At 53.0% G+C, this 26,170-nt stretch carries 28 protein-coding genes and 1 pseudogene; 21 read left to right on the top strand and 8 right to left on the bottom strand.

Going from position 1 to position 26,170, the window contains the following annotated elements; genetic code table 11:
• Window positions 1-48 precede the first annotated feature (48 nt).
• The 14 genes from AB4K05_RS10925 to hisP all read left to right on the top strand — a co-directional run bounded on the left by AB4K05_RS10925 (window position 49) and on the right by hisP (window position 12,993).
• Window positions 49-1,062 (top strand): aspartate-semialdehyde dehydrogenase, encoded by a 1,014-nt coding sequence (locus AB4K05_RS10925; RefSeq protein WP_368480000.1) that lies wholly within the window; start codon window positions 49-51, stop codon window positions 1,060-1,062.
• Complete coding sequence (gene truA, locus AB4K05_RS10920) at window positions 1,062-1,874, top strand: tRNA pseudouridine(38-40) synthase TruA (RefSeq protein WP_368479999.1); 813 nt, start codon at window positions 1,062-1,064, stop codon at window positions 1,872-1,874. The genes AB4K05_RS10925 and truA overlap by 1 nt, the downstream gene beginning before the upstream one ends.
• A 25-nt stretch (window positions 1,875-1,899) precedes the next feature.
• Window positions 1,900-2,559, top strand: a complete 660-nt coding sequence (locus AB4K05_RS10915; RefSeq protein ID WP_368479998.1) for a DedA family protein — start codon at window positions 1,900-1,902, stop codon at window positions 2,557-2,559.
• A 196-nt stretch (window positions 2,560-2,755) separates the two neighbouring features.
• The gene (accD, locus tag AB4K05_RS10910) at window positions 2,756-3,670 is read left to right on the top strand and encodes an acetyl-CoA carboxylase, carboxyltransferase subunit beta (protein ID WP_368479997.1); all 915 of its coding nucleotides are present in this window, start codon (window positions 2,756-2,758) and stop codon (window positions 3,668-3,670) included.
• Between the two features lie 85 nt (window positions 3,671-3,755).
• Entirely contained in the window at window positions 3,756-5,024 is a 1,269-nt protein-coding gene (gene folC / locus AB4K05_RS10905) for a bifunctional tetrahydrofolate synthase/dihydrofolate synthase (RefSeq protein WP_368479996.1), read from the top strand.
• Window positions 5,014-5,688 (top strand): cell division protein DedD, encoded by a 675-nt coding sequence (gene dedD, locus AB4K05_RS10900; protein WP_368479995.1) that lies wholly within the window; start codon window positions 5,014-5,016, stop codon window positions 5,686-5,688. The genes folC and dedD overlap by 11 nt, the downstream gene beginning before the upstream one ends.
• 210 nt (window positions 5,689-5,898) lie before the next feature.
• Window positions 5,899-6,387, top strand: a complete 489-nt coding sequence (gene cvpA, locus AB4K05_RS10895) for a colicin V production protein (protein WP_052285426.1) — start codon at window positions 5,899-5,901, stop codon at window positions 6,385-6,387.
• Window positions 6,388-6,420: 33 nt separating this feature from the next.
• The gene (gene purF, locus AB4K05_RS10890; protein WP_368479994.1) at window positions 6,421-7,938 is read left to right on the top strand and encodes an amidophosphoribosyltransferase; all 1,518 of its coding nucleotides are present in this window, start codon (window positions 6,421-6,423) and stop codon (window positions 7,936-7,938) included.
• A gap of 163 nt (window positions 7,939-8,101) precedes the next feature.
• Window positions 8,102-8,671, top strand: coding sequence for a UbiX family flavin prenyltransferase (locus AB4K05_RS10885; protein ID WP_368479993.1), 570 nt, complete (start codon window positions 8,102-8,104; stop codon window positions 8,669-8,671).
• 289 nt (window positions 8,672-8,960) lie between these two features.
• On the top strand, window positions 8,961-9,743 hold the full coding sequence (argT, locus tag AB4K05_RS10880) for a lysine/arginine/ornithine ABC transporter substrate-binding protein ArgT (protein WP_368479992.1): 783 nt from the start codon (window positions 8,961-8,963) through the stop codon (window positions 9,741-9,743).
• A gap of 222 nt (window positions 9,744-9,965) precedes the next feature.
• On the top strand, window positions 9,966-10,748 hold the full coding sequence (gene hisJ / locus AB4K05_RS10875) for a histidine ABC transporter substrate-binding protein HisJ (RefSeq protein WP_368479991.1): 783 nt from the start codon (window positions 9,966-9,968) through the stop codon (window positions 10,746-10,748).
• Window positions 10,749-10,812: 64 nt separating this feature from the next.
• Window positions 10,813-11,499, top strand: a complete 687-nt coding sequence (locus AB4K05_RS10870) for a histidine ABC transporter permease HisQ (protein ID WP_368479990.1) — start codon at window positions 10,813-10,815, stop codon at window positions 11,497-11,499.
• On the top strand, window positions 11,496-12,212 hold the full coding sequence (locus AB4K05_RS10865; RefSeq protein ID WP_368479989.1) for an ABC transporter permease: 717 nt from the start codon (window positions 11,496-11,498) through the stop codon (window positions 12,210-12,212). Before AB4K05_RS10870 ends, AB4K05_RS10865 begins: the two co-directional genes overlap by 4 nt.
• A gap of 7 nt (window positions 12,213-12,219) precedes the next feature.
• Window positions 12,220-12,993 (top strand): histidine ABC transporter ATP-binding protein HisP, encoded by a 774-nt coding sequence (gene hisP, locus AB4K05_RS10860; RefSeq protein WP_368479988.1) that lies wholly within the window; start codon window positions 12,220-12,222, stop codon window positions 12,991-12,993.
• 13 nt (window positions 12,994-13,006) lie between these two features.
• Here hisP and AB4K05_RS10855 read toward each other — a convergent pair whose 3' ends face one another.
• The 5 genes and pseudogenes from AB4K05_RS10855 to folX form a co-directional block, all read right to left on the bottom strand.
• A complete protein-coding gene (locus AB4K05_RS10855; protein WP_368479987.1) occupies window positions 13,007-13,519 on the bottom strand; it encodes a GNAT family N-acetyltransferase in 513 nt (170 codons plus the stop codon).
• A 63-nt stretch (window positions 13,520-13,582) separates the two neighbouring features.
• Window positions 13,583-14,140: a helix-turn-helix transcriptional regulator gene (locus AB4K05_RS10850; RefSeq protein ID WP_368479986.1), complete on the bottom strand. Its 558-nt coding sequence runs from the start codon at window positions 14,138-14,140 to the stop codon at window positions 13,583-13,585.
• Between the two features lie 12 nt (window positions 14,141-14,152).
• A pseudogene (locus AB4K05_RS10845) lies at window positions 14,153-14,389 on the bottom strand (hypothetical protein).
• Between the two features lie 211 nt (window positions 14,390-14,600).
• Window positions 14,601-15,503 carry a TIGR01777 family oxidoreductase gene (locus tag AB4K05_RS10840; RefSeq protein ID WP_368479985.1) on the bottom strand — a complete coding sequence of 301 codons (903 nt, stop codon included), beginning with the start codon at window positions 15,501-15,503 and terminating at the stop codon, window positions 14,601-14,603.
• 23 nt (window positions 15,504-15,526) lie between these two features.
• Entirely contained in the window at window positions 15,527-15,889 is a 363-nt protein-coding gene (gene folX / locus AB4K05_RS10835) for a dihydroneopterin triphosphate 2'-epimerase (RefSeq protein WP_368479984.1), read from the bottom strand.
• Window positions 15,890-16,114: 225 nt separating this feature from the next.
• On the opposite strand from folX, the gene yfcF reads away from it, so the two are divergent.
• The 3 genes from yfcF to yfcD are packed head-to-tail and all read left to right on the top strand — an operon-like array spanning window position 16,115 to window position 17,969.
• Entirely contained in the window at window positions 16,115-16,759 is a 645-nt protein-coding gene (gene yfcF, locus AB4K05_RS10830) for a glutathione transferase (RefSeq protein ID WP_368479983.1), read from the top strand.
• 56 nt (window positions 16,760-16,815) lie between these two features.
• Window positions 16,816-17,367, top strand: a complete 552-nt coding sequence (gene yfcE / locus AB4K05_RS10825) for a phosphodiesterase (RefSeq protein ID WP_368479982.1) — start codon at window positions 16,816-16,818, stop codon at window positions 17,365-17,367.
• Between the two features lie 56 nt (window positions 17,368-17,423).
• On the top strand, window positions 17,424-17,969 hold the full coding sequence (gene yfcD / locus AB4K05_RS10820) for an NUDIX hydrolase YfcD (RefSeq protein ID WP_368479981.1): 546 nt from the start codon (window positions 17,424-17,426) through the stop codon (window positions 17,967-17,969).
• 100 nt (window positions 17,970-18,069) lie between these two features.
• On the opposite strand, the gene pta is transcribed toward yfcD, so the two are convergent.
• Both pta and ackA read right to left on the bottom strand, forming a co-directional pair.
• Entirely contained in the window at window positions 18,070-20,214 is a 2,145-nt protein-coding gene (gene pta, locus AB4K05_RS10815; protein ID WP_368479980.1) for a phosphate acetyltransferase, read from the bottom strand.
• A gap of 76 nt (window positions 20,215-20,290) precedes the next feature.
• A complete protein-coding gene (gene ackA, locus AB4K05_RS10810; protein ID WP_368479979.1) occupies window positions 20,291-21,493 on the bottom strand; it encodes an acetate kinase in 1,203 nt (400 codons plus the stop codon).
• A 336-nt stretch (window positions 21,494-21,829) separates the two neighbouring features.
• Between ackA and yfbV the strand changes: the two genes are divergently transcribed.
• From yfbV to AB4K05_RS10790, 4 genes are all read left to right on the top strand, one after another.
• Window positions 21,830-22,285 carry a terminus macrodomain insulation protein YfbV gene (gene yfbV, locus AB4K05_RS10805; protein WP_368479978.1) on the top strand — a complete coding sequence of 152 codons (456 nt, stop codon included), beginning with the start codon at window positions 21,830-21,832 and terminating at the stop codon, window positions 22,283-22,285.
• Window positions 22,286-22,366: 81 nt separating this feature from the next.
• A complete protein-coding gene (locus AB4K05_RS10800) occupies window positions 22,367-22,861 on the top strand; it encodes a YfbU family protein (RefSeq protein WP_368479977.1) in 495 nt (164 codons plus the stop codon).
• An 11-nt stretch (window positions 22,862-22,872) separates the two neighbouring features.
• On the top strand, window positions 22,873-23,532 hold the full coding sequence (locus AB4K05_RS10795; protein ID WP_368479976.1) for a sugar phosphatase: 660 nt from the start codon (window positions 22,873-22,875) through the stop codon (window positions 23,530-23,532).
• A gap of 101 nt (window positions 23,533-23,633) precedes the next feature.
• Window positions 23,634-25,466 carry an SLC13 family permease gene (locus AB4K05_RS10790; protein ID WP_368479975.1) on the top strand — a complete coding sequence of 611 codons (1,833 nt, stop codon included), beginning with the start codon at window positions 23,634-23,636 and terminating at the stop codon, window positions 25,464-25,466.
• A gap of 99 nt (window positions 25,467-25,565) precedes the next feature.
• On the opposite strand, the gene yfbR is transcribed toward AB4K05_RS10790, so the two are convergent.
• The gene (gene yfbR, locus AB4K05_RS10785; protein ID WP_052284910.1) at window positions 25,566-26,165 is read right to left on the bottom strand and encodes a 5'-deoxynucleotidase; all 600 of its coding nucleotides are present in this window, start codon (window positions 26,163-26,165) and stop codon (window positions 25,566-25,568) included.
• Window positions 26,166-26,170: the final 5 nt, after the last annotated feature.

The following is a 26,170-nucleotide window of genomic DNA, read 5'->3' as shown; positions in this document are numbered from 1 at the left end:
CTGCTGGATACTCCAGCAGGGCTGTCATTTTTTCTGGAGTAAATCACCATGTCTGAAGGCTGGAATATTGCCATCCTAGGCGCAACCGGCGCCGTGGGCCGTGCCCTGATTGAAACCCTTGCGGAACGCGAGTTTCCGGTAGGTGATATCTATGCGCTTGCACGTAATGAAAGCGCCGGTGAGTATCTGCGTTTTAACGGTAAATCGGTAATGGTGCAGGATGCGGCGGAGTTCGACTGGACTCAGGCGCAGTTGGCGTTCTTTGTGGCAGGTCAGGAAGCGACCGCAGCCTACGTCGAAGACGCGAGTAACGCGGGCTGCCTGATTATCGATCTCAGCGGCCTATTTGCCTTAGAGCCGGATGTGCCTCTGGTGGTTCCTGATGTAAACCCATCTGCCCTTGCTGACTACCGTAACCGCAATCTGATTGCCGTCGCCGACTGCCAGACCAGCCAGCTTTTGAGCGCGTTGAAGCCACTGATTGATGACGGCGGCCTGTCGCGCATCAGCGTGACCAGTCTGCTCTCTGCTTCTGCACACGGTAAAAAGGCGGTCGACGCATTGGCCGGGCAGAGCGCTAAGCTGCTGAACGGTATACCGATTGATGAAGACGACTTCTTTGGCCGCCAGCTGGCGTTCAACATGTTGCCGATGCTGCCAGACCGGGAAGGGAGCGTGCCTGACGAACGTCGCATTGTTGACCAAGTGCGTAAAGTTCTGCAGGACGATGGCCTGATGATTTCCGCTAACTGCGTTCAATCACCGGTCTTCTATGGTCTCGCACAGATGGTCTCCTTCGAAGCAATGCGTCCGCTGGCAGCGGAAGAAGCGCGTGACGCGTTTAATCGTGGCGAAGATATCGCGCTGTCTGAAGAGGGCGAGTTCCCAACGCAGGTTGGCGATGCGACCAACAGTGCGCACCTTTCTGTCGGCTGTGTCCGCAACGATTATGGTATGCCGGAGCAGGTTCAGTTCTGGTCGGTTGCCGATAACGTCCGTTTCGGCGGCGCGTTGATGGCGGTGAAAACGGCTGAGAAGCTGGTGCAGGAGTATATGTACTAATGTCCGGAATGGAGCAACTGCCGGTCTATCGTATTGCGCTGGGCATTGAATACGACGGCAGCAAGTACTACGGCTGGCAGCGGCAAAACGAAGTACGCAGCGTGCAGGAGAAGCTGGAAAAAGCGCTCTCGCAGGTGGCGAACGAACCGATTAGCGTGTATTGCGCCGGACGCACCGATTCCGGTGTACACGGTACCGGTCAAGTTGTGCACTTCGAAACCCATGCGGCGCGTAAAGACGTGGCATGGACATTGGGCGTAAATGCGAATTTGCCTAGTGACATAGCGGTTCGTTGGGTGAAAGCTGTTCCCGACGATTTTCACGCGCGCTTTAGCGCGACGGCGCGTCGTTATCGCTACATTATTTACAACCACCGGCTGCGTCCGGCGGTGTTGGGACAGGGGGTGACGCATTATCACCAGCCGCTGGACGCCGAGCGGATGCACCGCGCGGCGCAAAGTCTGCTGGGCGAGAATGATTTCACCTCGTTTCGGGCGGTGCAGTGTCAGTCACGCACGCCGTGGCGCAATCTTATGCACATCAATGTGACGCGCTATGGCGCGTATATCGTGGTGGACATCAAAGCGAATGCCTTTGTGCATCATATGGTAAGGAATATTGTTGGCAGCCTGATGGAAGTTGGCTCAGGAAACCAGCCGGAGAGCTGGATTGCAGAACTGCTGGCGGCAAAAGACAGGACGCTTGCCGCCGCGACGGCGAAAGCGGAAGGGCTGTACCTGGTGGCGGTAGACTACCCCGCGCACTTTGAACTGCCTTCCGTGCCGATGGGGCCGCTTTTCCTGGCGGACTAATGTAGTCATTTGGGGCTAAAACAATATGGATCTTATCCGTTTTTTAATTGATTTCATCCTGCATATTGATGTGCATCTGGCTGAACTGGTCGCGCAATATGGCGTCTGGGTTTATGCCATTCTGTTCTTGATCCTGTTTTGCGAAACTGGGCTTGTGGTTACGCCGTTCCTGCCTGGCGACTCACTGCTGTTCGTGGCCGGTGCGCTCTCTGCGCTGCCGACGAACGATCTCAATGTGCACCTGATGGTGCTGTTGATGGTGATAGCGGCGATTGTCGGCGATGCGGTGAACTACACCATTGGGCGATTGTTTGGTGAAAAACTGTTCAGCAACCCCAATTCGAAGATTTTCCGTCGCAGCTACCTAGATAAGACTCACGCCTTCTACGATAAACATGGTGGAAAAACCATTATTCTGGCGCGATTTGTGCCTATCGTTAGAACATTCGCGCCATTTGTGGCGGGAATGGGGCATATGTCCTATCGTCATTTTGCGTTCTATAACGTGACCGGTGCGCTGCTGTGGGTGCTGCTGTTTACTTACGCGGGCTACCTGTTTGGCGATCTGCCGATTGTGCAGGAAAACCTGAAGCTGTTGATCGTCGCGATTATCGTGCTGTCGATCTTGCCGGGCGTTATCGAAGTTATCCGCCACCGTCGGGCTGCTGCAAAGCAGGCAAAATAAACCAAGCACAGAGGGCACGATTCAGCCGTGCCCTGTTACGGCATGTTTCGCGGTTCGACCACTTTTTTATGCCAAGTTTCGGGCTGTTATGTTTTAATGTGCAACATTCATGGTCTATGAGGGGCAAAAGTGGCATTATGCGCGCCCCCTTAATGGCAAAACTGGCATCGACCAGGTTCAGGCAGAAAGGTTATCAATGAGCTGGATTGAACGAATTAAAAGCAACATCACACCTACCCGCAAGGCGAGCATCCCGGAAGGGGTATGGACCAAGTGCGATAGCTGTGGTCAGGTTTTGTATCGCGCTGAATTGGAGCGTAACCTCGAGGTTTGCCCTAAGTGCGACCATCATATGCGTATGTCAGCGCGTAATCGCCTGCACAGCGTATTAGATGAAGGGTCCCTGGTAGAACTGGGTAGCGAACTTGAGCCGAAAGACGTGCTGAAGTTCCGTGACTCTAAAAAGTATAAAGACAGATTAGTTTCTGCGCAGAAAGAAACGGGCGAAAAAGATGCGCTGGTTGCCATGAAAGGCACCCTGCACACAATGCCTGTTGTCGCTGTGGCCTTTGAGTTCTCCTTTATGGGCGGCTCGATGGGTTCCGTTGTCGGTGCGCGCTTTGTCCGTGCCGTTGAGCAGGCGCTGGAAGATAGCTGCCCGCTTATCTGTTTTTCCGCATCAGGCGGCGCACGTATGCAAGAAGCGCTGATGTCGCTGATGCAGATGGCGAAAACTTCTGCGGCGCTGGCGAAAATGCAGGAACGCGGATTGCCGTACATTTCCGTGCTGACCGACCCAACCATGGGTGGCGTCTCTGCAAGCTTCGCGATGCTGGGCGATCTCAACATCGCTGAGCCGAAAGCGCTGATTGGTTTTGCCGGTCCTCGCGTTATCGAACAGACCGTTCGTGAGAAACTGCCGCCGGGCTTCCAGCGCAGCGAGTTCCTCATTGAGAAGGGGGCGATTGATATGATCGTTCGCCGTCCGGAAATGCGTCTGAAGCTTGCCAGTATTCTGGCGAAGTTGATGAATCTCCCGGCACCAAACCCGGATGCGCCGCGTGAAAGCGTGGTGGTACCGCCGGTACCGGATCAGGAACCAGAGGCCTGATAATGCAAAGGGCAGGGCCGAGCGGCGCTGCCCTTTTTGCTATTACTCACCTTGCTTTTATTCACCGTTGAAAGTTGCGGGCATCATGGAAAAACATCTTATTCCTCAGGCCACGTCGCCCCTGGCTACGTGGCTTTCTTATCTGGAAAACCTTCACGCTAAAACTATCGACCTCGGTCTGGCTCGCGTCAGCTTAGTGGCGGGTCAATTGGACGTGCTTCAGCCTGCGCCGTTTGTATTTACGGTCGCGGGGACTAACGGTAAAGGTACGACCTGCCGTACGCTGGAAACGATTCTGATAGCCGCAGGCTATAAGGTCGGCGTTTACAGCTCTCCGCATCTGGTTCGTTATACTGAACGCGTTCGCGTAAAGAGCGAGGAGCTTGCCGAAAGCGCGCATACTGCCTCGTTTGCAGCGATTGAAGCGGCACGCGGCGAGACCTCTTTGACCTATTTTGAATACGGCACCCTCTCGGCGCTGTGGCTGTTTAAGCAAGCGCAGGTAGACGTGGTGATTCTGGAAGTCGGGCTGGGTGGTCGCCTCGATGCGACAAACATCGTTGATGCCAGCGTCGCCGTGGTGACCAGTATTGCTTTAGACCATACCGACTGGCTGGGACCAGATCGCGAAAGCATCGGTCGTGAAAAAGCGGGCGTCTTCCGCGGCGGGCGTCCGGCAGTGGTGGGCGAACCGGATATGCCACATACTATTGCTGATGTCGCGCGGGAGAAAGGCGCAGTATTACTGCAGCGTGATGTTGACTGGCGCTATACGGTGGAAGCCGATAGCTGGACGTTTAGCGATACGCAGGGCGAATTACGCGGTCTACCGCTGCCAAACGTGCCGCAGCCGAATGCCGCCACGGCGCTGGCTGCGCTGCGTGCCAGCGGGCTTGTGGTGAGCGATGAAGCCATTCGTAGTGGCATTGCCAATGCGATTTTGCCGGGCCGCTTCCAGGTCATCCAAACAGAACCTCGCGTCATTTTAGATGTCGCCCATAACCCGCATGCGGCGGCCTACCTTGCTGGACGTCTCAAATCGCTGCCGAAAACTGGGCGAGTACGGGCGGTTATTGGTATGCTGCATGATAAGGACATCGCCGGTACGCTGGCGTGCTTAGAGGCGGTCGTGGACGACTGGTATTGTGCGCCGCTTGAAGGGCCGCGCGGGGCGACGGCGGAACAATTGCGTGAACATCTGCGCGCAGGTACCGTCTTTGCAAGCGTGGCGCTGGCATGGCGCGCCGCAATGGCCGACGCGACGCCTGATGATACGGTGCTGGTGTGTGGTTCGTTCCACACGGTAGCGCATGTGATGGAAGAGTTGGACACGGGGATAGCGGGTGGCAAGTAAGTTTCAGAACCGTCTTGTCGGGACGATAGTATTAGTTGCCTTGGGCGTTATCGTGCTGCCTGGGCTTCTTGACGGGCAAAAAAAACATTATCAGGATGAGTTTGCGGCGATTCCACTGGTGCCAAAACCTGGCGACCGCGACGAACCTGATATGCTGCCAACTGCCACTCAAGCCTTGCCCGCGCAACCGCCTGAAGGTGCAGCGGAAGAGGTGAGGGCGGGTGACGCGGCAGCGCCATCATTGGATTCCAGTCGCCTTGCCGTTAACGGCAATGGCGATCTCGAACAGATCCCGCCGGCGGCGGATCTCCCTAAACCGAAACCTGTCGAAAAACCAAAACCTAAACCGCAGCCGGTAACTGAACAGGTTGCCGCCACCCCGCCGCCAAAAGCGGTGCCGGAAGAGAGTGCCGCGCCGGTGGGCAAAGCTTATGTGGTGCAGTTGGGTGCGTTGAAGAACGCCGATAAGGTGAATGAAATTGTCGCTAGTTTGCGCGGGGCGGGTTACCGCGCTTACACATCGCCATCCACACCGGTTCAGGGTAAAATCACCCGCATTCTGGTGGGGCCAGAGGCCTCAAAAGATAAGCTGAAAGGTTCGCTTGGAGAACTGAAACAGCTGTCGGGGTTAAGCGGTGTAGTGATGGGGTATACCCCGAACTAACGCAGCTTAAACCTTCACCCAAACCCTTCCCACAGTGGGATGAGGGGCATTATATTTGCCCGTGGGTGTGGGCCCAAATTAGTGGCGTTGAATATTTTTTCAGCGCCATTTTTTATTTACGCCGGGGAAGGAAATCCCTACGCAAACGTTTTCTTTTTCTGTTAGAATGCGCCCGAACTGGATGACAGGGCGTAAAATCGTGGGACATTTATGGTCTGGATTGATTATGCCATTATCGCGGTGCTGGGCTTTTCTTGCTTAGTGAGCCTTATCCGCGGCTTTGTTCGTGAAGCATTATCGTTGGTAACCTGGGGCTGTGCCTTCTACGTTGCTAGCCATTACTACACGGAACTGTCCGTCTGGTTTACGGGCTTTGAAGATGAACGGGTTAGAAATGGGATAGCGATTGCGGCGCTGTTTATCGTAACGCTCATCGTTGGTGCTATCGTCAACTACGTGATAGGCCAACTGGTGGAAAAGACCGGTTTGTCGGGTACAGATAGGGTATTGGGGATCTGCTTTGGCGCTTTACGTGGGGTGCTGATTATCGCCGCTATCCTGTTCTTCCTCGACACTTTTACCGGGATGGCGAAGAGCGATGACTGGCTACATTCGCAGTTTATTCCCTATTTTTCTCCGGTTATCAGATGGTTTTTTGAATACCTTCAAAGCTCGTCAAGTTTCTTGCCCAAAGTATAAACTTTGGGTCGTTGCTTAACGAGGAAAAGACGTATGTGCGGTATTGTCGGTATCGCCGGTGTCATGCCGGTTAACCAGTCGATTTATGATGCGCTAACGGTGCTGCAGCACCGTGGACAGGATGCCGCTGGCATCATCACCATTGATGCCAACAACTGCTTCCGGTTGCGTAAGGCAAACGGCATGGTCAGTGATGTCTTTGAAGCTCGCCACATGCAGCGTATGCAGGGCAACATGGGTATTGGCCACGTGCGTTACCCAACGGCGGGCAGCTCCAGCGCTTCTGAAGCTCAGCCTTTTTACGTTAACTCGCCGTATGGTATTACGCTTGCGCATAACGGCAATCTGACCAATGCGCATGAGTTACGTCAAAAGCTGTTTGAAGAAAAACGCCGTCACATCAACACCACTTCTGATTCTGAAATCCTGCTCAATATCTTCGCCAGTGAGCTGGATAACTTCCGCCATTATCCGCTGGAAGCCGACAATATTTTCGCCGCAATTGCTGCGACCAACCGTCAGATCCGTGGGGCATATGCCTGCGTGGCAATGATTATCGGTCATGGCATGGTAGCTTTCCGCGACCCTAACGGCATCCGCCCGCTGGTGCTGGGCAAGCGTGATATTGGCGATGGCCGCACCGAGTACATGGTGGCCTCTGAAAGCGTGGCACTTGATACGCTGGGCTTTGAATTCCTGCGCGACGTGGCACCGGGCGAAGCGGTCTATATCACCGAGAAAGGGCAGTTGTTCACCCGTCAGTGTGCTGACAACCCGGTGAGCAATCCGTGCCTGTTCGAGTACGTCTACTTTGCGCGCCCGGACTCCTTTATCGACAAGATTTCCGTCTATAGCGCCCGCGTCAATATGGGGACTAAGCTTGGCGAAAAAATCGCCCGCGAGTGGGAAGATTTAGATATTGACGTGGTTATCCCGATTCCGGAAACCTCTTGCGATATCGCATTGGAAATCGCGCGTATTCTGGATAAACCGTACCGCCAAGGTTTTGTGAAAAACCGTTATGTTGGCCGTACCTTTATCATGCCGGGTCAGCAACTGCGTCGTAAATCCGTACGCCGTAAGCTGAATGCTAACCGTGCTGAGTTCCGCGGTAAGAACGTGCTGCTGGTCGATGATTCCATCGTGCGTGGCACCACCTCTGAACAGATTATCGAAATGGCGCGTGAAGCCGGCGCGAAGAAGGTCTATCTGGCCTCTGCCGCACCGGAAATTCGCTTCCCGAACGTCTATGGCATTGATATGCCTACCGCGACTGAGCTGATTGCACATGGTCGTGAAGTGGACGAAATTCGCCAGATCATCGGAGCCGATGGGCTTATCTTCCAAGATCTCAACGATCTCATTGAGGCGGTACGCGCAGAGAACCCGGAAATTCAGCAATTTGAATGCTCGGTGTTCAACGGCGTGTATGTCACCAAAGACGTTGACCAAGCTTATCTTGATTTTCTCGACTCACTGCGCAACGACGATGCCAAGGCCATGCTGTTGCAAAATGAAGTGGAAAACTTAGAGATGCACAACGAAGGTTAAGACAGGGCAGGTCGGATAGCGTTTATCCGGCCCGAGTCTGCCTCCTCGTAGGCCGGATAAGGCGTAGCTGCCATCCGGCTTTTTTATTGCCTACTGCCTGCTAGTTGCGTCTGGCTCCGTAATCCGGCAAAGTCTGCATCAATACGGAAACAAGGCGGTTAGTGTGAAACGACTCATCATTGGTATTTCAGGCGCCAGCGGCGCCATTTACGGCGTGCGATTGTTGCAGGTGCTGCGCACTCTTCCTGATGTGGAAACGCATCTGGTGATGAGCCAGGCCGCGCGACAGACGCTGGCGTTGGAAACAGACTTTACGCTCCGTGAGGTTCAAGCGCTGGCAGATGTGGTGCATGATGCCCGCGATATCGGCGCCAGTATCTCGTCAGGTTCGTTTAAAACGTCCGGTATGGTTATTCTGCCTTGTTCAATTAAGACGCTCTCTGGGATCGTCAACAGCTATACCGATGGTCTGCTGACGCGTGCCGCAGATGTGGTGCTTAAAGAGCGCCGTCAGTTGGTACTTTGCGTGCGAGAAACACCGCTGCATCTGGGGCACCTGCGTTTGATGACTCAGGCGGCTGAAATTGGTGCGATTATCATGCCACCTGTTCCCGCGTTTTATCACCGTCCACAAACGCTAGATGATGTGATTAACCAGACCGTAAACCGCGTGCTGGACCTCTTTGACATCTCTTTGCCAGAAGATCTCTTCACCCGCTGGACCGGGGCGTAATCGCGCCCAAGCGGAGTGCACCGTGCATCTTTTGCCCTGTTTCAGGGCAATTCTGCAACGCCGATCAAATCCTCGATATTTAATCATCCTGATCGTCTATTTGTGCTCGATTTATGCGCTGTGGCTGATATCTTCCTCTATGATTACCTTTTGTTATCTTTTTATTAACATATTTAACGTTGTGGTTTGTTCGCGTTAAAGATGGCACAGAAGATGCAGATAAGGTTTTGCAGACACACACAACATAATTATCAGTAGTTAACGACATCACGATTTAATAGGGGAACGTATGAAGAAGACGATTCTGGCTCTCTCTTTGCTGTTGGGTTTCAGCAGCGCCTCCAGCGTATTTGCAGCACTGCCACAGAGCATTCGTATTGGTACTGATGCCACCTATGCACCGTTCTCCTCGAAAGATGCCAAAGGCGATTTTGTCGGCTTTGATATCGATCTGGGCAATGAAATGTGCAAACGCGCCAGCATTAAGTGTACTTGGGTAGGTAGCGATTTTGACGCGCTAATCCCGTCGCTGAAAGCAAAGAAAATTGACGCAATTATCTCCTCATTATCCATTACTGAAAAACGCCAGCAGGAAATCGCTTTCTCTAACAAACTGTATGCGGCGGACTCGCGTCTGATTGCGGCAAAAGGCTCGGCGATTTTACCGACCCTTGATGCGCTGAAAGGCAAACATATCGGCGTGCTGCAGGGTTCAACGCAGGAAGCTTATGCTAACGAAAACTGGCGCAGCAAAGGCATTGATGTCGTGGCCTACCAGAACCAGGATCTGATCTACTCCGATTTGGCGGCCGGTCGTCTGGATGCTGCATTGCAGGATGAAGTTGCGGCCAGCGAGGGCTTCCTCAAGCAGCCTGCGGGTAAAGACTTTGAGTTTGCAGGGGCGTCGGTAAAAGACAAGAAATTCTTCGGCGATGGTACCGGGGTAGGTCTGCGTAAAGACGACGCAGAGCTGAAAGCCGCGTTTGATAAAGCGCTGGCGGAACTGCGCGCTGACGGCACCTACGACAAAATGGCGAAGAAGTATTTCAACTTTAACGTCTACGGCGACTAACCGCTCAGTATGTATCATCGTGGTGCATGAATCTTGTAGTGCACCACGATGGTGCGTTGATTGCACAAAAATCGCGCATGGTTGCATAATTAAGCATTTTTAATGAGAAAAAAGCCATCAGGAAGGGCAGAATGCTTTGCCTTGATGGGCCGAAAGATGGCACGATAACTGCTCAGATTATTTCTAAAAAACCCACAAGAATTACCGTCTGTTGAGGATAATATGAAAAAACTGGCATTATCTTTTTCTCTGGTCTTGGCGCTTGCTTCAGCTTCAAGCGCGTTTGCAGCAATTCCACAAAAAGTGCGTATTGGTACTGACCCAACGTATGCGCCGTTCGAGTCAAAAAATGCACAGGGTGAATTAGTGGGTTTTGACATTGATCTGGCAAAAGAGCTCTGTAAGCGCATCCAGACACAATGTACCTTCGTGGAAAACCCGCTGGACGCTCTGATCCCCTCTCTGAAAGCGAAGAAAATCGATGCCATTATGTCATCGTTGTCGATCACTGAAAAACGCCAGCAGGAAATCGCCTTTACCGACAAATTGTACGCCGCCGACTCCCGTCTGGTAGTGAAAAAAGGTTCCTCGGTAACGCCAGATCTCGCCACGCTGAAAGGCAAGCGCGTTGGCGTGTTACAGGGTACGACTCAAGAAACCTACGGTAACGAACACTGGGCGCCAAAAGGTATTGAAATTGTCTCTTACCAGGGGCAGGACAATATCTACTCTGACCTGACTGCCGGTCGTATTGATGCGGCATTCCAGGACGAAGTGGCGGCGAGTGAAGGTTTCCTGAAACAGCCTATTGGCAAAGACTACCAGTTCGGTGGCCCGTCGATTAAAGACGAAAAACTGTTTGGGGTTGGCACCGGTATGGGGCTGCGTAAAGACGATACTGAACTGCTGAACGCGCTGAACAAGGCATTTGCTGAGATGCGCGCTGACGGCACTTACGACAAGCTGGCGAAAAAGTACTTCGATTTTAACGTTTACGGCGAGTAATCATCACGAGTAACCCATCGCATAGGCGCGGCCTGGCGATGGGCGTCAAGATAGGGCTGGCAGCATGCTGTACGGGTTTTCGCAGGTTATTTTTCAGGGCGCCGTTGTAACCCTTGAGCTGGCTTTAAGCTCAGTGGTTCTGGCCGTGCTTATTGGTCTGGTTGGTGCGGGAGCAAAGCTCTCCCAAAATCGCGTACTGGCGTTAATTTTTGAGGGTTACACCACGCTGATTCGTGGCGTGCCCGACTTAGTCCTGATGCTGCTGATTTTTTACGGCTTGCAGATGGCGCTTAATCTGGTCACCGACTCTCTCGGATTATCACAATTTGATATCGACCCGATGATAGCCGGGATCATCACCCTTGGTTTTATCTACGGTGCCTACTTCACCGAAACTTTCCGTGGCGCTTTTATGGCGGTGCCGAAAGGGCATATTGAAGCTGCTACGGCGTTTGGCTTTACCGGCCCGCAAACCTTCCGACGTATTTTGTTTCCGGCCATGATGCGCTATGCGCTGCCTGGCATTGGTAACAACTGGCAGGTGATTTTAAAAGCCACTGCGCTGGTGTCGTTGCTTGGTCTGGAAGATGTGGTCAAAGCCACTCAGCTTGCAGGGAAAAGTACTTGGGAACCGTTCTACTTCGCCATCGTCTGCGGATTGATTTATCTGTTGTTTACTACCGTTTCCAATGGCGTGTTGCTGCTGCTCGAACGCCGCTATTCCGTGGGTGTGAAGAGGGCTGACCTGTGATTGAGATTATTCAGGAGTACTGGAAATCGCTGCTGTGGAGCGACGGCTATCGTTTTACCGGCGTGGCCATTACCCTTTGGCTGCTGGTGTTGTCGGTGGTGATGGGCGGTTTTATGGCGCTTTTCCTCGCCATTGCGCGCGTTTCCAGCAATAAGTACATCAAATTCCCAGTCTGGCTGTTTACCTACATTTTTCGCGGCACGCCGCTGTATGTGCAGCTGTTGGTGTTCTATTCCGGGATGTATACGCTGGAAATCGTCAAAGGCACCGAGATGCTTAATGCCTTTTTCCGCAGCGGCCTGAACTGTACGGTGTTGGCCTTAACGCTCAATACCTGCGCTTACACCACCGAGATTTTTGCCGGTGCCATTCGTTCGGTACCTGCTGGTGAAATAGAGGCGGCTCGGGCCTACGGCTTCTCGTCGTTTAAGCTCTATCGCTGCATTATCCTGCCATCGGCATTGCGTATTGCGTTGCCGGCCTACAGCAACGAAGTGATCCTGATGCTGCACTCGACGGCGCTGGCGTTTACCGCGACGGTGCCCGACCTGCTGAAAATTGCCCGCGATATTAACTCCGCGACCTATCAGCCCTTTACCGCCTTTGGGATTGCGGCCGTACTGTACTTGATCATTTCGTATGTCTTGATAAGTCTGTTCCGCAAAGCGGAAAAGCGCTGGTTACAGCATATGAAACCGTCTTCTACGCACTGAGAATATGATGTCTGATAAAAAACTTAATGTAATCGACCTGCACAAACGCTATGGCGAGCAGGAAGTGCTGAAGGGCGTCTCGCTTAATGCGGCGGCGGGTGATGTGATAAGCATTATCGGCTCATCCGGATCGGGCAAAAGTACCTTCCTTCGCTGCATCAACTTCCTCGAAAAACCGAGTGAAGGCTCCATAATCGTCAACGGGCAGAATATCGGCCTCGTGCGCGATACCGATGGTCAGCTCAAGGTTGCGGATAAAAACCAGCTGCGGATGCTGCGCACTCGTCTGACGATGGTCTTCCAACACTTTAATCTCTGGAGCCATATGACGGTGCTGGAGAACGTGATGGAAGCGCCTATTCAAGTTCTGGGGCTGAGTAAGCAGGAAGCCCGCGAGCGGGCGATGAAATACCTCGCGAAAGTGGGTATTGATGAACGCCAGCAGATTAAATACCCGGTGCATCTTTCTGGAGGTCAGCAACAGCGTGTTTCTATTGCCCGTGCGCTGGCGATGGAGCCGGAAGTGCTGCTCTTTGATGAGCCGACTTCTGCGCTGGATCCTGAGCTTGTCGGTGAAGTTCTGCGGATCATGCAAAAACTGGCGGAAGAGGGAAAAACGATGGTGGTGGTGACCCATGAAATGGGCTTCGCTCGCCATGTTTCCTCGCATGTGATTTTCCTTCACCAAGGTAAAATTGAGGAAGAGGGCGCACCGGATGAGGTATTTGGTAACCCGAAAAGCGCACGCCTACAGCAGTTCCTGAGCGGTGCGCTGAAATAAGTCACTATTGCCCTTACTTTGTCGTAGGGGCGTTTTCCAGTCGGTATACCCAATCGTCGTAATACCTGCCATGAAGCTGATACGCTTTTTCCAGTACCTGTGTACGGACAAAACCCCGTTTTTCTAACAGCCGTGACGAACCATGATTATCGGCCAACACCCATGCATTGATGGCATTCAGTGCAAGCGTGCCAAAACCGTAGTCGCAGATGGTGTTGAGCGCTTCGCTGGCATACCCCTTGCCTTGAGCCTGCGGCAATAACGCGTACCCGACGTCAGCTTCATGCGGATATTTGTGGCTGACTCTCAGACCAATATCCCCAATGGCAGCCCCGCTCGCATCGCGGATGACGAATATTCCAGGCTCGTTACATCGATGCCTAAACACCCCACGAATGGCCTCTTCATCCAGCACTTCTCCCATAAAGCGCATCACTTCAGGGTTTTGTCGAAGTGAGAGGAAAAAAAGCCAGTCGAGTTCCGTGAAGGGTGAAAGCAATAAACGTGCGGTGTTAAGAGTTGCCATCAGAATGCCGGTAAGCGCAATAAAGAATTACCTTAGCACCTGAATGACCGCAATAACAGGGGGTTAACTGCCTGGCAGCAGGCGGCTGTTTAGCCCCTGAAAATAGTGAAGCACCGTTTGGCTCTCCCGAGATGCGCGCAGCTGTAGCGCCAAATTCAGGCTATCGAGCGTTTGCGCGTGGGCCGCCATAGGGGAATCTGCCGGTATCCGACCTTCTGCAATCAGCCATTCAACGATGGTTTGCCAGCGCCATAACGGAGAGCTGCCCTTCACCCGTTGTATCGGGCCGGGAAACTGCCCCGTGCCACGAGCGCCATCTTTTAGCAATGAGATAGCCTGCCGGGAAACGCCGGTAAGCTCAGCGATGTCGCTTAACCCAACCAACGTGGCGTCTACGGATTCAACGCGAGCATCCAGCGCGGATGCAGATTCAATATCCTTAATGGCGGAGAGTATCGCCTGCTCCAGAGTGTCGCTTTCGCGGTCAAAATCGAGGTACACCGCGGTGCCATAAAAGCAGATTAAGGCATCGTTACAGTGCGCGGCATACAGCGCATCTTCCAGCCCCTGTGTGTTGCTAGTGACGCCGGAAAGCGTCAGGGTAAAATTAAATAACGGCATCGTTCCTTGTCCCTATTGTTTCGCGTATTTAGGCTGGCAGCTGTCAACCATACGCATAATTTGTCGCGCATGATGCAGCGGTACCGCCGGCGTAGATCAGACACTCATCATATGTTCGCGGTGTTCAGCAATACCGCATTTTAGTCGCCCAAAACAGTGCGCGCTTTTGCCCCCTCCGTGGAATAGCCAGCCATGATCAAGTGCATATTCAATGGCTGCTCTGATATGTTTATCCGGATGTTCCTTCATCAATGTATCCCGCAAAGTATTTACCTGATGTTGACGAATGTCAACGGTCATTTGCTGCATATTTGTCCACGCGCCGTTATGACAAACGGTGATGATTCACGTTGGAATCGAGCTCACGTTTAGCAAATGGGTTAATGAGAGGGAGTAATGAAATGCGAGGGGACTTCCAGAAAGAAAGGCGGTGATAGCAAAGACGCCATCACCGCAGCAATCAGCGTCGCTTACCGAGAATATTTTCCAGCGCTTGGTCCAAGTCGTACCAGCGGAAACTGAATCCAGCAGCCTCCAGCCGTTTAGGTAGCGCCCGCTGGCCGCCGAGAACCAGCACGGAAGACTCTCCCATCAATAGGCGCATTGCGCTGGCTGGCACGCGTAAAATTGCCGGGCGATCTAAGGCATGTCCCAGCGCATGGGCGAACTGCTCGTTGCGGACCGGATAGGGTGAAACCATGTTAAATGGTCCCCGGAGATCGTTATCGAGCAGCCAGAGAATGCCGTTGACCATATCGTCGATGTGTATCCATGCTAGATACTGCCGACCGTTGCCGATAGGGCCACCGAGACCTAGCTTAAACGGGGGGAGCATTTTCCCCAGAATTCCGCCTTTGGCGGCGAGAACAACCCCGGTTCGCAGCAGGCAGACTCGGGTATGCTCACTTTGCGCGCTGCAGGCAATTTGCTCCCAGCGTGCGCACAGTTTATGGGTAAACTCGTTATGCGGTGGCTCTTCTTCGGTGACGACCACTTCACCGAGATCGCCATAATAGCCTGTAGCTGAGCCGGAAATCAGCACCGCAGGCGGGGTGGCGCTGGCCTGTATCAACTCGCTAATGCGCTGGGTTAGGATCCAACGGCTGTCGCAAAGTTTCTGCTTTTGCGCCTCAGTCCAACGCTTGTCGGCAATGGGCTCACCGGCAAGATTAATGACGGCATCGATACCGTCAAGTGATGAAATATTCTGTAGTCCGGGCCAAATCTCAACGCGCCCATCGAGTCTCTGGCGCGCTTTTTCTGGAGAACGCGTGACCACACAGACCGCGTGGCCCAGCGTTAATAACCGCACAATAAGATGACGGCCAATGAGGCCGGTGCCACCGGTTATCAGAATCTTCATGCGACCTCCCAGCGAAGGAGCGCCTAGCGTTGCCAGCTTAAGGTAATGGATACCGAATCGGCATAGCGTAGCGCGTGAACTTTATCGATCTCCACTTCAGCATAAGTGACCCAGTGATGTTCGCGTGCGATATCGAGCACATCCTGAGTTAATTTTTCTAGCAAAGAGAATCGGTTATTCTCCACGTGGCGAATAATGCTCTTGGTAATCGTTCGGTAGTTCAGCGCATCGTTAATGTCTTCGCTATTGCGCGCCTTTTCGGCCGGATAGCGAATTTCAATGTTGATGACCACGTCCTGGCGGTTGGCAATCTCTTCTTCTTTAATGCCGATAAACGTCCGCAGGCGGAGGTTTTTAATACGAATAATGGCGTTGGACTGAGACATTGCAGGTAATCTCCTTACTTTTTGTTGTTTCTGCATCATACACGAAAGCCTCTTTATCGCAGCAGTGTCTGACGCCAAAATAAAGGGGGGCTGATTGCAAAATCCTCATGTTGTGGGCAAGTGACATCGCTGGGTAGACAGGTTATTTTGGCTATTATGTTAGATGGGCATTCATTTTCAGCGCCTATCGTTCGTGCATCTTTTGTTTGTGATTGAGGACGCGCTATGAGCCAGCCTGTGATAACGCTTTGGTCAGACTCTGATTTTTTCTCCCCTTACGTGATGTCCGTGTACATTGCCCTGAAGGAAAAGGGGCTGCCATTCACTCTCAAAACTGTCAATCTTGGTGTCGGTGAACATCTAAAGCCGGGATGGAAAGGGTATAACGCCACCCGTCGGGTGCCATTGCTCGATGTCGATGGATTTGAACTGAGCGAATCTTCTGCCATTACCGAATATCTTGACGAACGTTTTGCGCCTCCTGAATGGGAGCGTTTGTATCCTCATGATCTGAAAAAACGCGCTCGCGCCCGCCAGGTTCAAGCTTGGCTGCGCAGCGACCTGATGCCAATCCGAGAAGAGCGTTCCACTGAAGTCGTTTTTGCCGGGGTGAAAAAAGCACCTTTGAGCGAAGCTGGGCGTCAAAGCGCGGCTAAACTGTTTGACACCGCCAGCGTGCTTCTTGCTCACGGTAACCAGAATCTGTTTGGTGAATGGTGTATCGCCGATAGTGACCTCGCGTTAATGCTTAATCGCCTAGTGCTCAACGGTGACGATGTTCCGGAAATGCTGGCTGACTATGCCGCTTTCCAGTGGCAGCGTGCCTCCGTACAGCGGTATGCGGCGTTATCAGTCAAACGTGTAGGCTGAAAAGTAAGATGTAATCCATTATGATAGCAGGGACTTTTATTGTAGGGATTTGATTAATGAAGCTGATGTTTGCATCGGATATTCATGGCTCGTTGCCCGCAGCGGAGCGCGTTCTTACGTTGTTTGCGAACAGCGGCGCAAAATGGCTGGTGATTCTGGGCGATGTGCTTAATCATGGGCCGCGAAACGCGCTCCCGGAAGGATATGCGCCCGCCCAGGTCGCCGAGCGTCTGAACAGCGTGGCAGAGCGAATTATTGCCGTTCGCGGCAACTGCGATAGCGAAGTGGACCAGATGCTTCTCCACTTTCCCATCACTGCCGCTTGGCAGCAGGTGTTAACGGAAAGGCAGAGGTTATTCCTGACCCACGGACACCTTTATGGACCTGACAATCTCCCACCGCTGGCGTCCGGCGATGTGCTGATTTTTGGCCATACGCACCTGCCGGTGGCAGAAAAGCGCGGTGAGATATTCTTATTTAATCCCGGTTCGGTTAGCATTCCTAAAGGTGGTTTTGCTGCAAGCTACGGGCTGTTGGACGGAAGCAATCTGCAAGTTTTAGCACTCAATGATCAGCGGGTTATTGCAGAGGTCGCTATTAATCCGTAAGTTACCCATCTATTATAAAACGCGCCGCAAGAGCGCTTTCAATTTAAGGTTTTCTGATGGTCGAGCAGAATCATTTGGCAAGCACGGAATGGGTCGATATTGTCAACGAAGACAATGAGGTCGTCGCGCAGGCGAGCCGTGAACAAATGCGCGCGCAGTGCCTGCGCCACCGGGCAACCTACATCGTCGTCCATGACGGCATGGGGAAAATTCTGGTGCAGCGTCGCACGCAGACGAAAGACTACCAGCCGGGGATGCTGGATGCCACCGCTGGGGGTGTTGTCCAGGCTGATGAGCAGTTGCTGGACTCCGCTCGCCGCGAGGCGGAAGAAGAGTTAGGGATTGCTGGCGTGCCGTTTGCCGATCACGGTCAGTTTTATTTTGAAGATAAGAACTGCCGCGTATGGGGAAGCCTGTTTAGCTGTGTATCCCACGGGCCATTTGCTCTGCAAGAAGAAGAAGTCAGCGAAGTTCGCTGGATGACACCGGAAGAGATCACCGCTCGCTGCGATGACTTCACCGATGACTCGCTTAAGGCGCTGGCGCTGTGGATGACCCGCAACACGAACAATGAAGCGAATGTTGAGGAAGAAGCCGAGTAAATTGGCCGCACCGCAGACATAAAAAAATCCGGAACGGTTTCCCGCTTCCGGATTTTTTTTTCGCCTTATAACCACCCGCGAACGGGTGGCAAAGGGACGATTACTGCTGCTGTGAAGACTGGATCGCGGTCAGAGCGATGGTGTAGACGATATCGTCTACCAGCGCGCCACGAGACAGGTCGTTCACCGGCTTACGCATACCCTGCAGCATTGGCCCGATGGAGATCAGGTCGGCAGAACGCTGTACCGCTTTGTAGGTGGTGTTACCGGTGTTCAGGTCTGGGAAGATGAACACGGTAGCGCGACCTGCAACCGGAGAGTTCGGTGCTTTGGATTTTGCTACGTCAGCCATAACGGCGGCGTCGTACTGCAGAGGACCGTCGATCATCAGGTCAGGACGTTTTTCCTGTGCCAGACGAGTCGCTTCACGAACTTTCTCTACATCGCTACCTGCACCAGAGGTGCCGGTGGAGTAGGAGAGCATCGCAACGCGTGGTTCGATACCGAAGGCAATCGCGGAGTCTGCGGACTGGATAGCGATTTCTGCCAGCTGTTCTGCTGTTGGATCTGGGTTGATCGCGCAGTCGCCGTAGACATAAACCTGTTCAGGCAGCAGCATGAAGAACACGGAAGAAACCAGAGAGCTGCCCGGTGCAGTTTTGATAAGCTGCAGCGGTGGACGAATGGTGTTCGCTGTGGTGTGAACCGCACCGGAAACCAGGCCGTCAACGTCGTCTTGTTCCAGCATCAGGGTACCGAGAACCACGTTGTCTTCCAGCTGTTCGCGGGCAACGGTTTCGGTCATCCCTTTGTTTTTACGCAGTTCGACCAGACGAGCCACGTAGCTTTCGCGAACCACTTCTGGATCGACGATTTCTACGCCAGCGCCCAGCTCAACGCCCTGAGACGCTGCAACGCGGGTGATTTCATCTGGGTTGCCCAGCAGAACGCAAGTTGCGATACCACGTTCAGCACAGATAGCTGCCGCTTTAACGGTACGTGGTTCGTCGCCTTCTGGCAGAACAACGCGTTTGCCGGCTTTACGCGCCAGCTCAGTCAGCTGGTAGCGGAATGCAGGTGGAGACAGACGACGGCTGCGCTCGGAGGTCGCGGTCAGGGATTCAATCCAGTCAGCGTTGATGAAGTTAGCAACGTATTCCTGAACTTTCTCAATGCGCTCGTGATCGTCAACCGGAACTTCCAGGTTGAAGCTCTGCAGGCTCAGGGAGGTCTGCCAGGTGTTGGTGTTCACCATGAATACCGGCAGGCCGGTAGCAAATGCGCGTTCGCACAGTTTGCTGATACGTGGGTCCATGTCGTAGCCGCCGGTCAGCAGCAGGGCACCGATTTCCACGCCGTTCATTGCTGCGAGGCATGCCGCAACCAGAACGTCAGGACGGTCTGCGGAGGTCACCAGCAGGGAACCTGCGCGGAAGTGCTCCAGCATGTGCGGGATGCTACGTGCACAGAAGGTCACGGACTTCACGCGGCGGGTATTGATGTCGCCTTCGTTCAGTACGGTGGCGTTCAGGTGATGCGCCATATCGATTGCACGGGTAGCAATCAGATCGAAGCTCCACGGCACTGCGCCCAGAATCGGCAGAGTGCTGGTGCTTTGCAGTTTGGCCGGATCGATTTTAATCACTTTCGCGGTGGAAGAGTCGTCGAAGATCTCAGACAGATCCGGGCGAGTGCGACCTTGTTCGTCAACTGGTGCGTTCAGCTTGTTGACGATAACACCGGTAATGTTGGTGTTTTTCGTGCCGCCGAAGCTGTTGCGAGTCAGTTCAATACGCTCGTTCAGTTGCTCTGGAGTATCGGTACCCTGAGACATCACGAAGACGATTTCCGCATTCAGCGTTTTCGCGATTTCGTAGTTCAGAGACTGAGCGAACTGATGCTTACGGGTTGGGACCAGGCCTTCAACCAGAACCACTTCGGCATCTTTGGTGTTGGTGTGGTAGTTAGCGATGATCTCTTCCATCAGCACATCTTTCTGATTGCTGGAGAGCAGGGCTTCTACGTGGGACATTTTCATCGGTTCAGCGGCAGTCGTCGTTGAAGAGCTTGCGCGAACGATGGTGGTAGTCTGGTCTGGCGCATCGCCACCGGTGCGGGGCTGAGCGATAGGTTTAAAGACGCTCAGACGAACGCCTTTGCGTTCCATAGCACGGATAACGCCAAGGCTGACGCTGGTCAGGCCGACGCTGGTTCCGGTAGGGATCAGCATAATAGTACGGGACACGGTATATCCTCTTTCGTTACCGCCAGTTTCGGGCGGGATACAAAACAGCACCGCCAGCTAAGCTGGCGGTGTGATATCAGGCAGTCAGACGATTGGCGTCTTGTGCGATGACCAATTCTTCATTGGTCGGGATAACGATGGCAGGGCGGGTGCCTTCTTTGTTGATGAAACCGGATTTGCCGAAACGGGCAGCCAGGTTACGTTCGTGATCAACTTCGAAGCCCAGTACGCCCAGTTTGCCCAGGGACAGTTCGCGAACCATTGCCGCGTTTTCGCCGATACCACCGGTGAAGATAACCGCGTCCAGACGACCATCCATCAGTGCAGTGTAAGAACCGATGTATTTCGCCAGACGGTGGCAGTAAACGTCCATTGCACGTTTAGCGTCTGCTTTTGCTTGGTAGTTATCTTCTACATAACGACAGTCGCTGGTGACTTCGGTCAGACCCAGGAGGCCAGACTCTTTGGTCAGCATCTTGTTGATCTGGTCGATGTTCATGCCCAGAGCGTCATGCAGATGGAAAATGATGGCTGGATCGATATCGCCAGAGCGAGTACCCATCACCAGACCTTCCAGTGGGGTCAGACCCATGGAGGTATCTACACATTTACCGTTACGGATAGCAGAAACAGAACCACCGTTGCCCAAGTGGCAGGTGATGATGTTCAGTTCTTCAACCGGTTTGTTCAGTACTTTTGCTGCTTCCTGAGTCACGTAGAAGTGGCTGGTGCCGTGTGCGCCGTAGCGACGGATGCCGTGTTCTTTGTACAGGCTGTACGGCAGAGCATACAGATAGGATTCTTCTGGCATGGTCTGGTGGAACGCGGTATCAAATACGGCAACGTTCTTATCTTTCAGCTGCGGGAAGGATTTCAGCGCTTCAGCAATACCGATCAGGTGAGCTGGGTTGTGCAGCGGAGCGAAAGAAGCAGAATCTTTGATGCCCTGGATAACGGATTCGTCGATCACAACGGAACTGGTGTACTTCTCGCCGCCGTGTACGATACGGTGGCCGATAGCGGTCAGCTGTGCGGACAGTTCTGGTTTTTGTGCCAGAATAGTATTAACGATGAAGTTCAGCGCTTCACTGTGAGCGGCGCCTGCACCTAAAGCCGCTTCTTGTTTACCGCCATCCATTTTCCACTTGATACGTGCTTCTGGAAGATGGAAACATTCGGCTAAACCAGAGAGGTATTCTTCACCGTTTACTGCATCGATGACGGCAAATTTCAGTGAGGAGCTACCGCAGTTCAGAACCAGTACTAACTTACTCGACATGGAAGTACCTATTTATGATACGTGGCTAAAAAAACGTCAATGAGTCATTAAGCGTAGCGCAGGATGACACCGACATTTATGATTAACATCATGCCCAGAACAATTTTCGGGCATGATCTAAGAAATACATATTGATTCTAAGTCATTTCGCATAATTTTCAGCCAATGGCAGAATATGCGATAATTTGATAAGCCGGAGCGTATAGGATATCGCTACTTTAGGCTGGCACAGGATACCCGATTGCAAGGGCTATGCCAAAATTTTTTGAACGATGTCATGCTCAGTTGTTGTTTTAAAAAATATTTTAATTTTTATATGTGAAGTTGAGGTAAGCCATGTCGACACCCGAGCAACACCCGGTTAGTTTCTTCAGTTTGTTTAGCCGCGGGCAGCACTATTCAAAGACGTGGCCGTCGGAAAAGCGCCTTGCACCGGTATTCGTTGAGAACCGCGTGATCCGCATGACCCGCTACGCCATACGTTTTATGCCGCCGCTGGCTATCTTTACGCTGTGCTGGCAAATCGCCCTTGGCGGGCAGCTTGGCCCGGCCGTTGCCACGGCGCTTTTTGCGTTGAGTCTGCCGATGCAAGGATTATGGTGGTTGGGTAAGCGCTCCGTCACGCCGCTGCCGCCGTCAACCCTGCAGTGGTTTTATGAGGTGCGCGGTAAATTGCAGGAGGCTGGGCAGGCGCTGGCACCGGTTGAAGGCAAGCCTGATTATCAAGCGTTAGCTGACACGCTTAAGCGCGCCTTCAAACAACTGGATAAAACTTTCCTCGATGATTTGTAATTACATGCGAAAAACGCATATAAAAGAAGACACAATATTTGTGTCTTTTTTTATGCTGCCAAGCGCAACAGGAGTCGAAAAATGGAAATGACCCACGCTCAACGTCTGATTTTGTCTAATCAGTACAAAATGATGACTATGCTTGATCCCGACAACGCTGAGCGCTACCGCCGCTTGCAGACTATTATTGAGCGCGGTTATGGTTTACAGATGCGTGAACTGGACCGCGAATTTGGTGAACTCAAAGAAGAGACCTGTCGTATTGTCATCGACATCATGGAGATGTATCACGCGCTGCATGTCTCGTGGACCAATCTGAAAGACGACGCGGCCATCGATGAACGTCGCGTCACCTTCCTCGGCTTTGATGCGGCAACCGAAGCACGTTTCCTCGGCTATGTTCGCTTTATGGTCAACATTGAAGGCCGCTATACCCACTTCGACGCGGGCACTCACGGCTTTAACGCGCAAACACCGATGTGGGATAAATACCAGCGAATGCTCAACGTGTGGCATGCCTGTCCGCGCCAGTATCATCTGAGCAGCAACGAAATTAATCAGATTATTAACGCCTGATGGGAGGTTCCGTGCAGTGTAAGGGCTTTCTTTTCGACTTAGACGGTACTTTAGTGGACTCATTGGCGGTAGTGGAACGCTCATGGCAATTTTGGGCCGAAAGCTATGGCGTCGACCCCGATGCCGTGTTGGCGTATATCCACGGTAAACAGGCCATTACCACGTTAAGGCACTTTATGCCGGGCAAATCGGAGTCCGAAATCCAGGCGGAGTTTCTGCGCTTAGAGCATATCGAAGCGACCGATCTTGATGGTATTCAGGCATTGCCTGGCGCGGTTGAGTTGCTGGAGCACTTGGACGCTAACGCTATTCCGTGGGCAATTGTCACCTCTGGTTCAATCCCGGTAGCTCATGCCCGTCATCGCGCAGCGGGGTTACCTAAGCCTGAGGTGTTTGTCACCGCTGAACAGGTGCAGCGTGGTAAACCACAGCCGGATGCTTATTTGCTGGGAGCCCAGCTTCTGGGTCTGAAGCCAGAGGAATGTCTGGTGGTCGAAGATGCGCCCGCAGGCGTACAGTCGGGGCTGGCTGCCGGTTGCCTTGTCGCGGCTGTCAATGTGCCGCCAGAAACGCCGGAGCTGCTAGAGGTGGATTTTGTCCTCACCACGCTCACCGCGCTGAGCGTTGAAAAAGGGCCTGATGGTCTGGTGAACGTCACGCAGAAAGCATGATCTTATGATTTGGCCCCACACCGTTGGGGCTTTTTTCTGTCACTATAAATGCTGCCTTTTAGATTAAAACCTTACCGCTTATTTGATGACAAGGATGTGCTGTGAACGGTGAATTGATTTGGGTGCTGAGTTTGTTAGCGATTGCCGTGGTGCTGTTTGCCACCGGCAAGGTACGCATGGATGCTATCGCGCTAGGCATTATTGTGGCGTTCGTTCTGAGCGGCACCCTGACTTTGAGCGAAGCCTTCTCTGGCTTTAGCGACCCTAACGTTATTCTAATTGCTGCGCTGTTTATTATCGGCGACGGCTTGGTACGCACCGGTGTAGCGACCAAAATGGGCTCCTGGCTGGTGGAGGTTGCAGGCAGCAGCGAAACCAAAATGCTGGTTTATCTGATGCTGACCGTGGCAGGGCTGGGGGCATTTATGAGCTCAACCGGCGTTGTTGCAATCTTCATCCCGGTGGTGCTGAGCGTTTCCATGCGCATGAACATTTCCCCCTCACGTCTCATGATGCCACTGAGCTTTGCAGGGCTGATTAGCGGCATGATGACGCTGGTCGCCACGCCGCCAAATCTGGTTATCAACAGTGAACTTATCCGTGAAGGTCTGGAAGGATTTGGCTTCTTTAGCGTGACGCCTATTGGCTTGGTCGTGCTGGTGCTCGGCATCTTCTACATGCTGGTTATGCGCTTCATGCTAAAAGGGGATGAGGGCAATACGACGCGAGATGGACGTAAACGCAGTACCTTCCGTTCGCTGATTAAAGAGTACCGTCTGACCGGCCGCGCGCGGCGTTTAGCGATTCGCCCAGGTTCTCCGATGATTGGTCAGCGCTTGGACGACCTGAAGCTGCGTGAGCGCTACGGCGCGAATATTATCGGCGTTGAGCGGTGGCGTCGTTTTCGCCGGGTGATTGTTAACGTGAATGGGGTGTCGGAATTCCGCGCTCGCGACGTACTGCTTATCGATATGTCGGATGCCGATATCGATTTACGCGAATTCTGCGCTGAGCAAATGCTCGATCCGATGGTGCTGCGCGGCGAGTATTTCTCCGATCAGGCGCTGGATGTTGGGATGGCGGAAGTCTCACTGATCCCAGAATCTGAACTGCTGGGTAAAAGCGTGCGTGAAATTGGTTTTCGTACTCTCTATGGGCTGAATATCGTCGGCATGAAGCGCGATGGACAGGCACTGGACGGGTCGGTAGTCGATGAACCTTTGCAGTTGGGTGATATCCTGCTGGTGGTCGGCAACTGGAAGTTGATTAGCCAACTGGCGCAAAAAGGCCGCGACTTTGTGGTGCTCAATCTGCCCATCGAAGTGAGCGATGCCTCGCCGGCTCACAGCCAGGCTCCCCACGCGATTTTCTGCTTGGTGCTGATGGTTGCGCTGATGTTGACCGATGAAATACCCAACCCAATTGCCGCCATTATCGCCTGTCTGCTGATGGGGAAATTCCGCTGTATTGATGCCCAAAGCGCCTATCAGTCAATTCACTGGCCGAGCATTATCTTGATCGTCGGGATGATGCCGTTTGCGCTTGCACTGCAAAAAACCGGCGGCGTGGATCTTATTGTGAAAGCGCTTATGGAGATTGGCGGCGGGCAGGGGCCTTATCTGATGCTCGGCTGTTTGTTTGTGATGTGCGCGGCAATAGGGCTATTCATTTCCAATACTGCGACTGCGGTGTTGATGGCGCCGATTGCGCTGGCGGCAGCAAAATCGATGGGCGTATCGCCGTATCCGTTTGCGATGGTGGTGGCGATGGCGGCTTCTGCGGCCTTTATGACGCCGGTCTCCTCACCGGTTAATACGCTGGTATTGGGGCCTGGGAAATACAGCTTCAGCGACTTCCTGAAAATAGGCGTACCGTTTACGGTGCTGGTGATGATTGTCTGCGTGCTGTTGGTTCCGGTTTTATTCCCGTTCTGATTGAGCGCATTGCCGGATGGCGGCGTCACGCCTTATCCGGCCTACATTTGCAGTGAGTAGGCCCGATAAGCGAAGCGCCATCGGGCATCAAAGGCGATACTAAAGCGGAGAATCTTGGCTTATTTCATCCAGCGAAAGATGGAAGCTTGGCACGAACACTGCCATAAAATAGTCCATCTCTTCGCTGCGCCGTGAGGCCAGCGTCTTCTCAAGCCGCCCCTTTGCCAGCAGGAACTCATTATTGCCTGCTGACAGTTCTTCCAAACACTTTAGATAAGCGCACAGCGCATCGGCTTGTTTCACGATGGCTTTCTCTTCATCGCTGCTCTGGTGCTCATCAATGAGCGGCGCAAAAATGTCGTGCAGTTCCTCTGGCACCATCTCAATCAATTTCTGCTGGGCAATCTTCTCGATGGCTTTATATTCCTGAGCAATTTGCGAATTGAAATATTTCACCGGGGTCGGTAGATCGCCGGTTAGTACTTCCGAAGCGTCGTGATACATCGCCAGCAGTGCGATGCGTTCTGCATTTACCTGACCATTAAATTTGCGATTTTTAATTGCGGCTAAGGCATGAGCAACCATGGCAACCTGCAAACTGTGCTCAGAGACGTTTTCGGTGCGCACATTGCGCATCAGCGGCCAGCGGTTGATTAACTTCAGACGGGATAAGTGGGCAAAAAAATGACTCTGGCTCATAACAA

The sequence above is a fragment of the Kluyvera sp. STS39-E genome, assembly GCF_040932435.1.
Classification (GTDB): Bacteria; Pseudomonadota; Gammaproteobacteria; order Enterobacterales; family Enterobacteriaceae; genus Kluyvera.
The sequence above is the reverse complement of the archived record's forward strand: the minus strand, read 5'-3'. Positions and strand labels throughout refer to the sequence as shown.

Bases quoted from the DNA above. Each gene is read 5' to 3' on its own strand.
- AB4K05_RS10925 (WP_368480000.1), top strand. From the start codon at position 49: ATGTCTGAAGGCTGGAATATTGCCATCCTAGGCGCAACCGGCGCCGTG.
- truA (WP_368479999.1), top strand. From the start codon at position 1,062: ATGTCCGGAATGGAGCAACTGCCGGTCTATCGTATTGCGCTGGGCATT.
- AB4K05_RS10915 (WP_368479998.1), top strand. From the start codon at position 1,900: ATGGATCTTATCCGTTTTTTAATTGATTTCATCCTGCATATTGATGTG.
- accD (WP_368479997.1), top strand. From the start codon at position 2,756: ATGAGCTGGATTGAACGAATTAAAAGCAACATCACACCTACCCGCAAG.
- folC (WP_368479996.1), top strand. From the start codon at position 3,756: ATGGAAAAACATCTTATTCCTCAGGCCACGTCGCCCCTGGCTACGTGG.
- cvpA (WP_052285426.1), top strand. From the start codon at position 5,899: ATGGTCTGGATTGATTATGCCATTATCGCGGTGCTGGGCTTTTCTTGC.
- purF (WP_368479994.1), top strand. From the start codon at position 6,421: ATGTGCGGTATTGTCGGTATCGCCGGTGTCATGCCGGTTAACCAGTCG.
- argT (WP_368479992.1), top strand. From the start codon at position 8,961: ATGAAGAAGACGATTCTGGCTCTCTCTTTGCTGTTGGGTTTCAGCAGC.
- hisJ (WP_368479991.1), top strand. From the start codon at position 9,966: ATGAAAAAACTGGCATTATCTTTTTCTCTGGTCTTGGCGCTTGCTTCA.
- AB4K05_RS10870 (WP_368479990.1), top strand. From the start codon at position 10,813: ATGCTGTACGGGTTTTCGCAGGTTATTTTTCAGGGCGCCGTTGTAACC.
- hisP (WP_368479988.1), top strand. From the start codon at position 12,220: ATGTCTGATAAAAAACTTAATGTAATCGACCTGCACAAACGCTATGGC.
- AB4K05_RS10855 (WP_368479987.1), bottom strand. From the start codon at position 13,519: ATGGCAACTCTTAACACCGCACGTTTATTGCTTTCACCCTTCACGGAA.
- AB4K05_RS10850 (WP_368479986.1), bottom strand. From the start codon at position 14,140: ATGCCGTTATTTAATTTTACCCTGACGCTTTCCGGCGTCACTAGCAAC.
- AB4K05_RS10840 (WP_368479985.1), bottom strand. From the start codon at position 15,503: ATGAAGATTCTGATAACCGGTGGCACCGGCCTCATTGGCCGTCATCTT.
- folX (WP_368479984.1), bottom strand. From the start codon at position 15,889: ATGTCTCAGTCCAACGCCATTATTCGTATTAAAAACCTCCGCCTGCGG.
- yfcF (WP_368479983.1), top strand. From the start codon at position 16,115: ATGAGCCAGCCTGTGATAACGCTTTGGTCAGACTCTGATTTTTTCTCC.
- yfcE (WP_368479982.1), top strand. From the start codon at position 16,816: ATGAAGCTGATGTTTGCATCGGATATTCATGGCTCGTTGCCCGCAGCG.
- yfcD (WP_368479981.1), top strand. From the start codon at position 17,424: ATGGTCGAGCAGAATCATTTGGCAAGCACGGAATGGGTCGATATTGTC.
- ackA (WP_368479979.1), bottom strand. From the start codon at position 21,493: ATGTCGAGTAAGTTAGTACTGGTTCTGAACTGCGGTAGCTCCTCACTG.
- yfbV (WP_368479978.1), top strand. From the start codon at position 21,830: ATGTCGACACCCGAGCAACACCCGGTTAGTTTCTTCAGTTTGTTTAGC.
- AB4K05_RS10800 (WP_368479977.1), top strand. From the start codon at position 22,367: ATGGAAATGACCCACGCTCAACGTCTGATTTTGTCTAATCAGTACAAA.
- yfbR (WP_052284910.1), bottom strand. From the start codon at position 26,165: ATGAGCCAGAGTCATTTTTTTGCCCACTTATCCCGTCTGAAGTTAATC.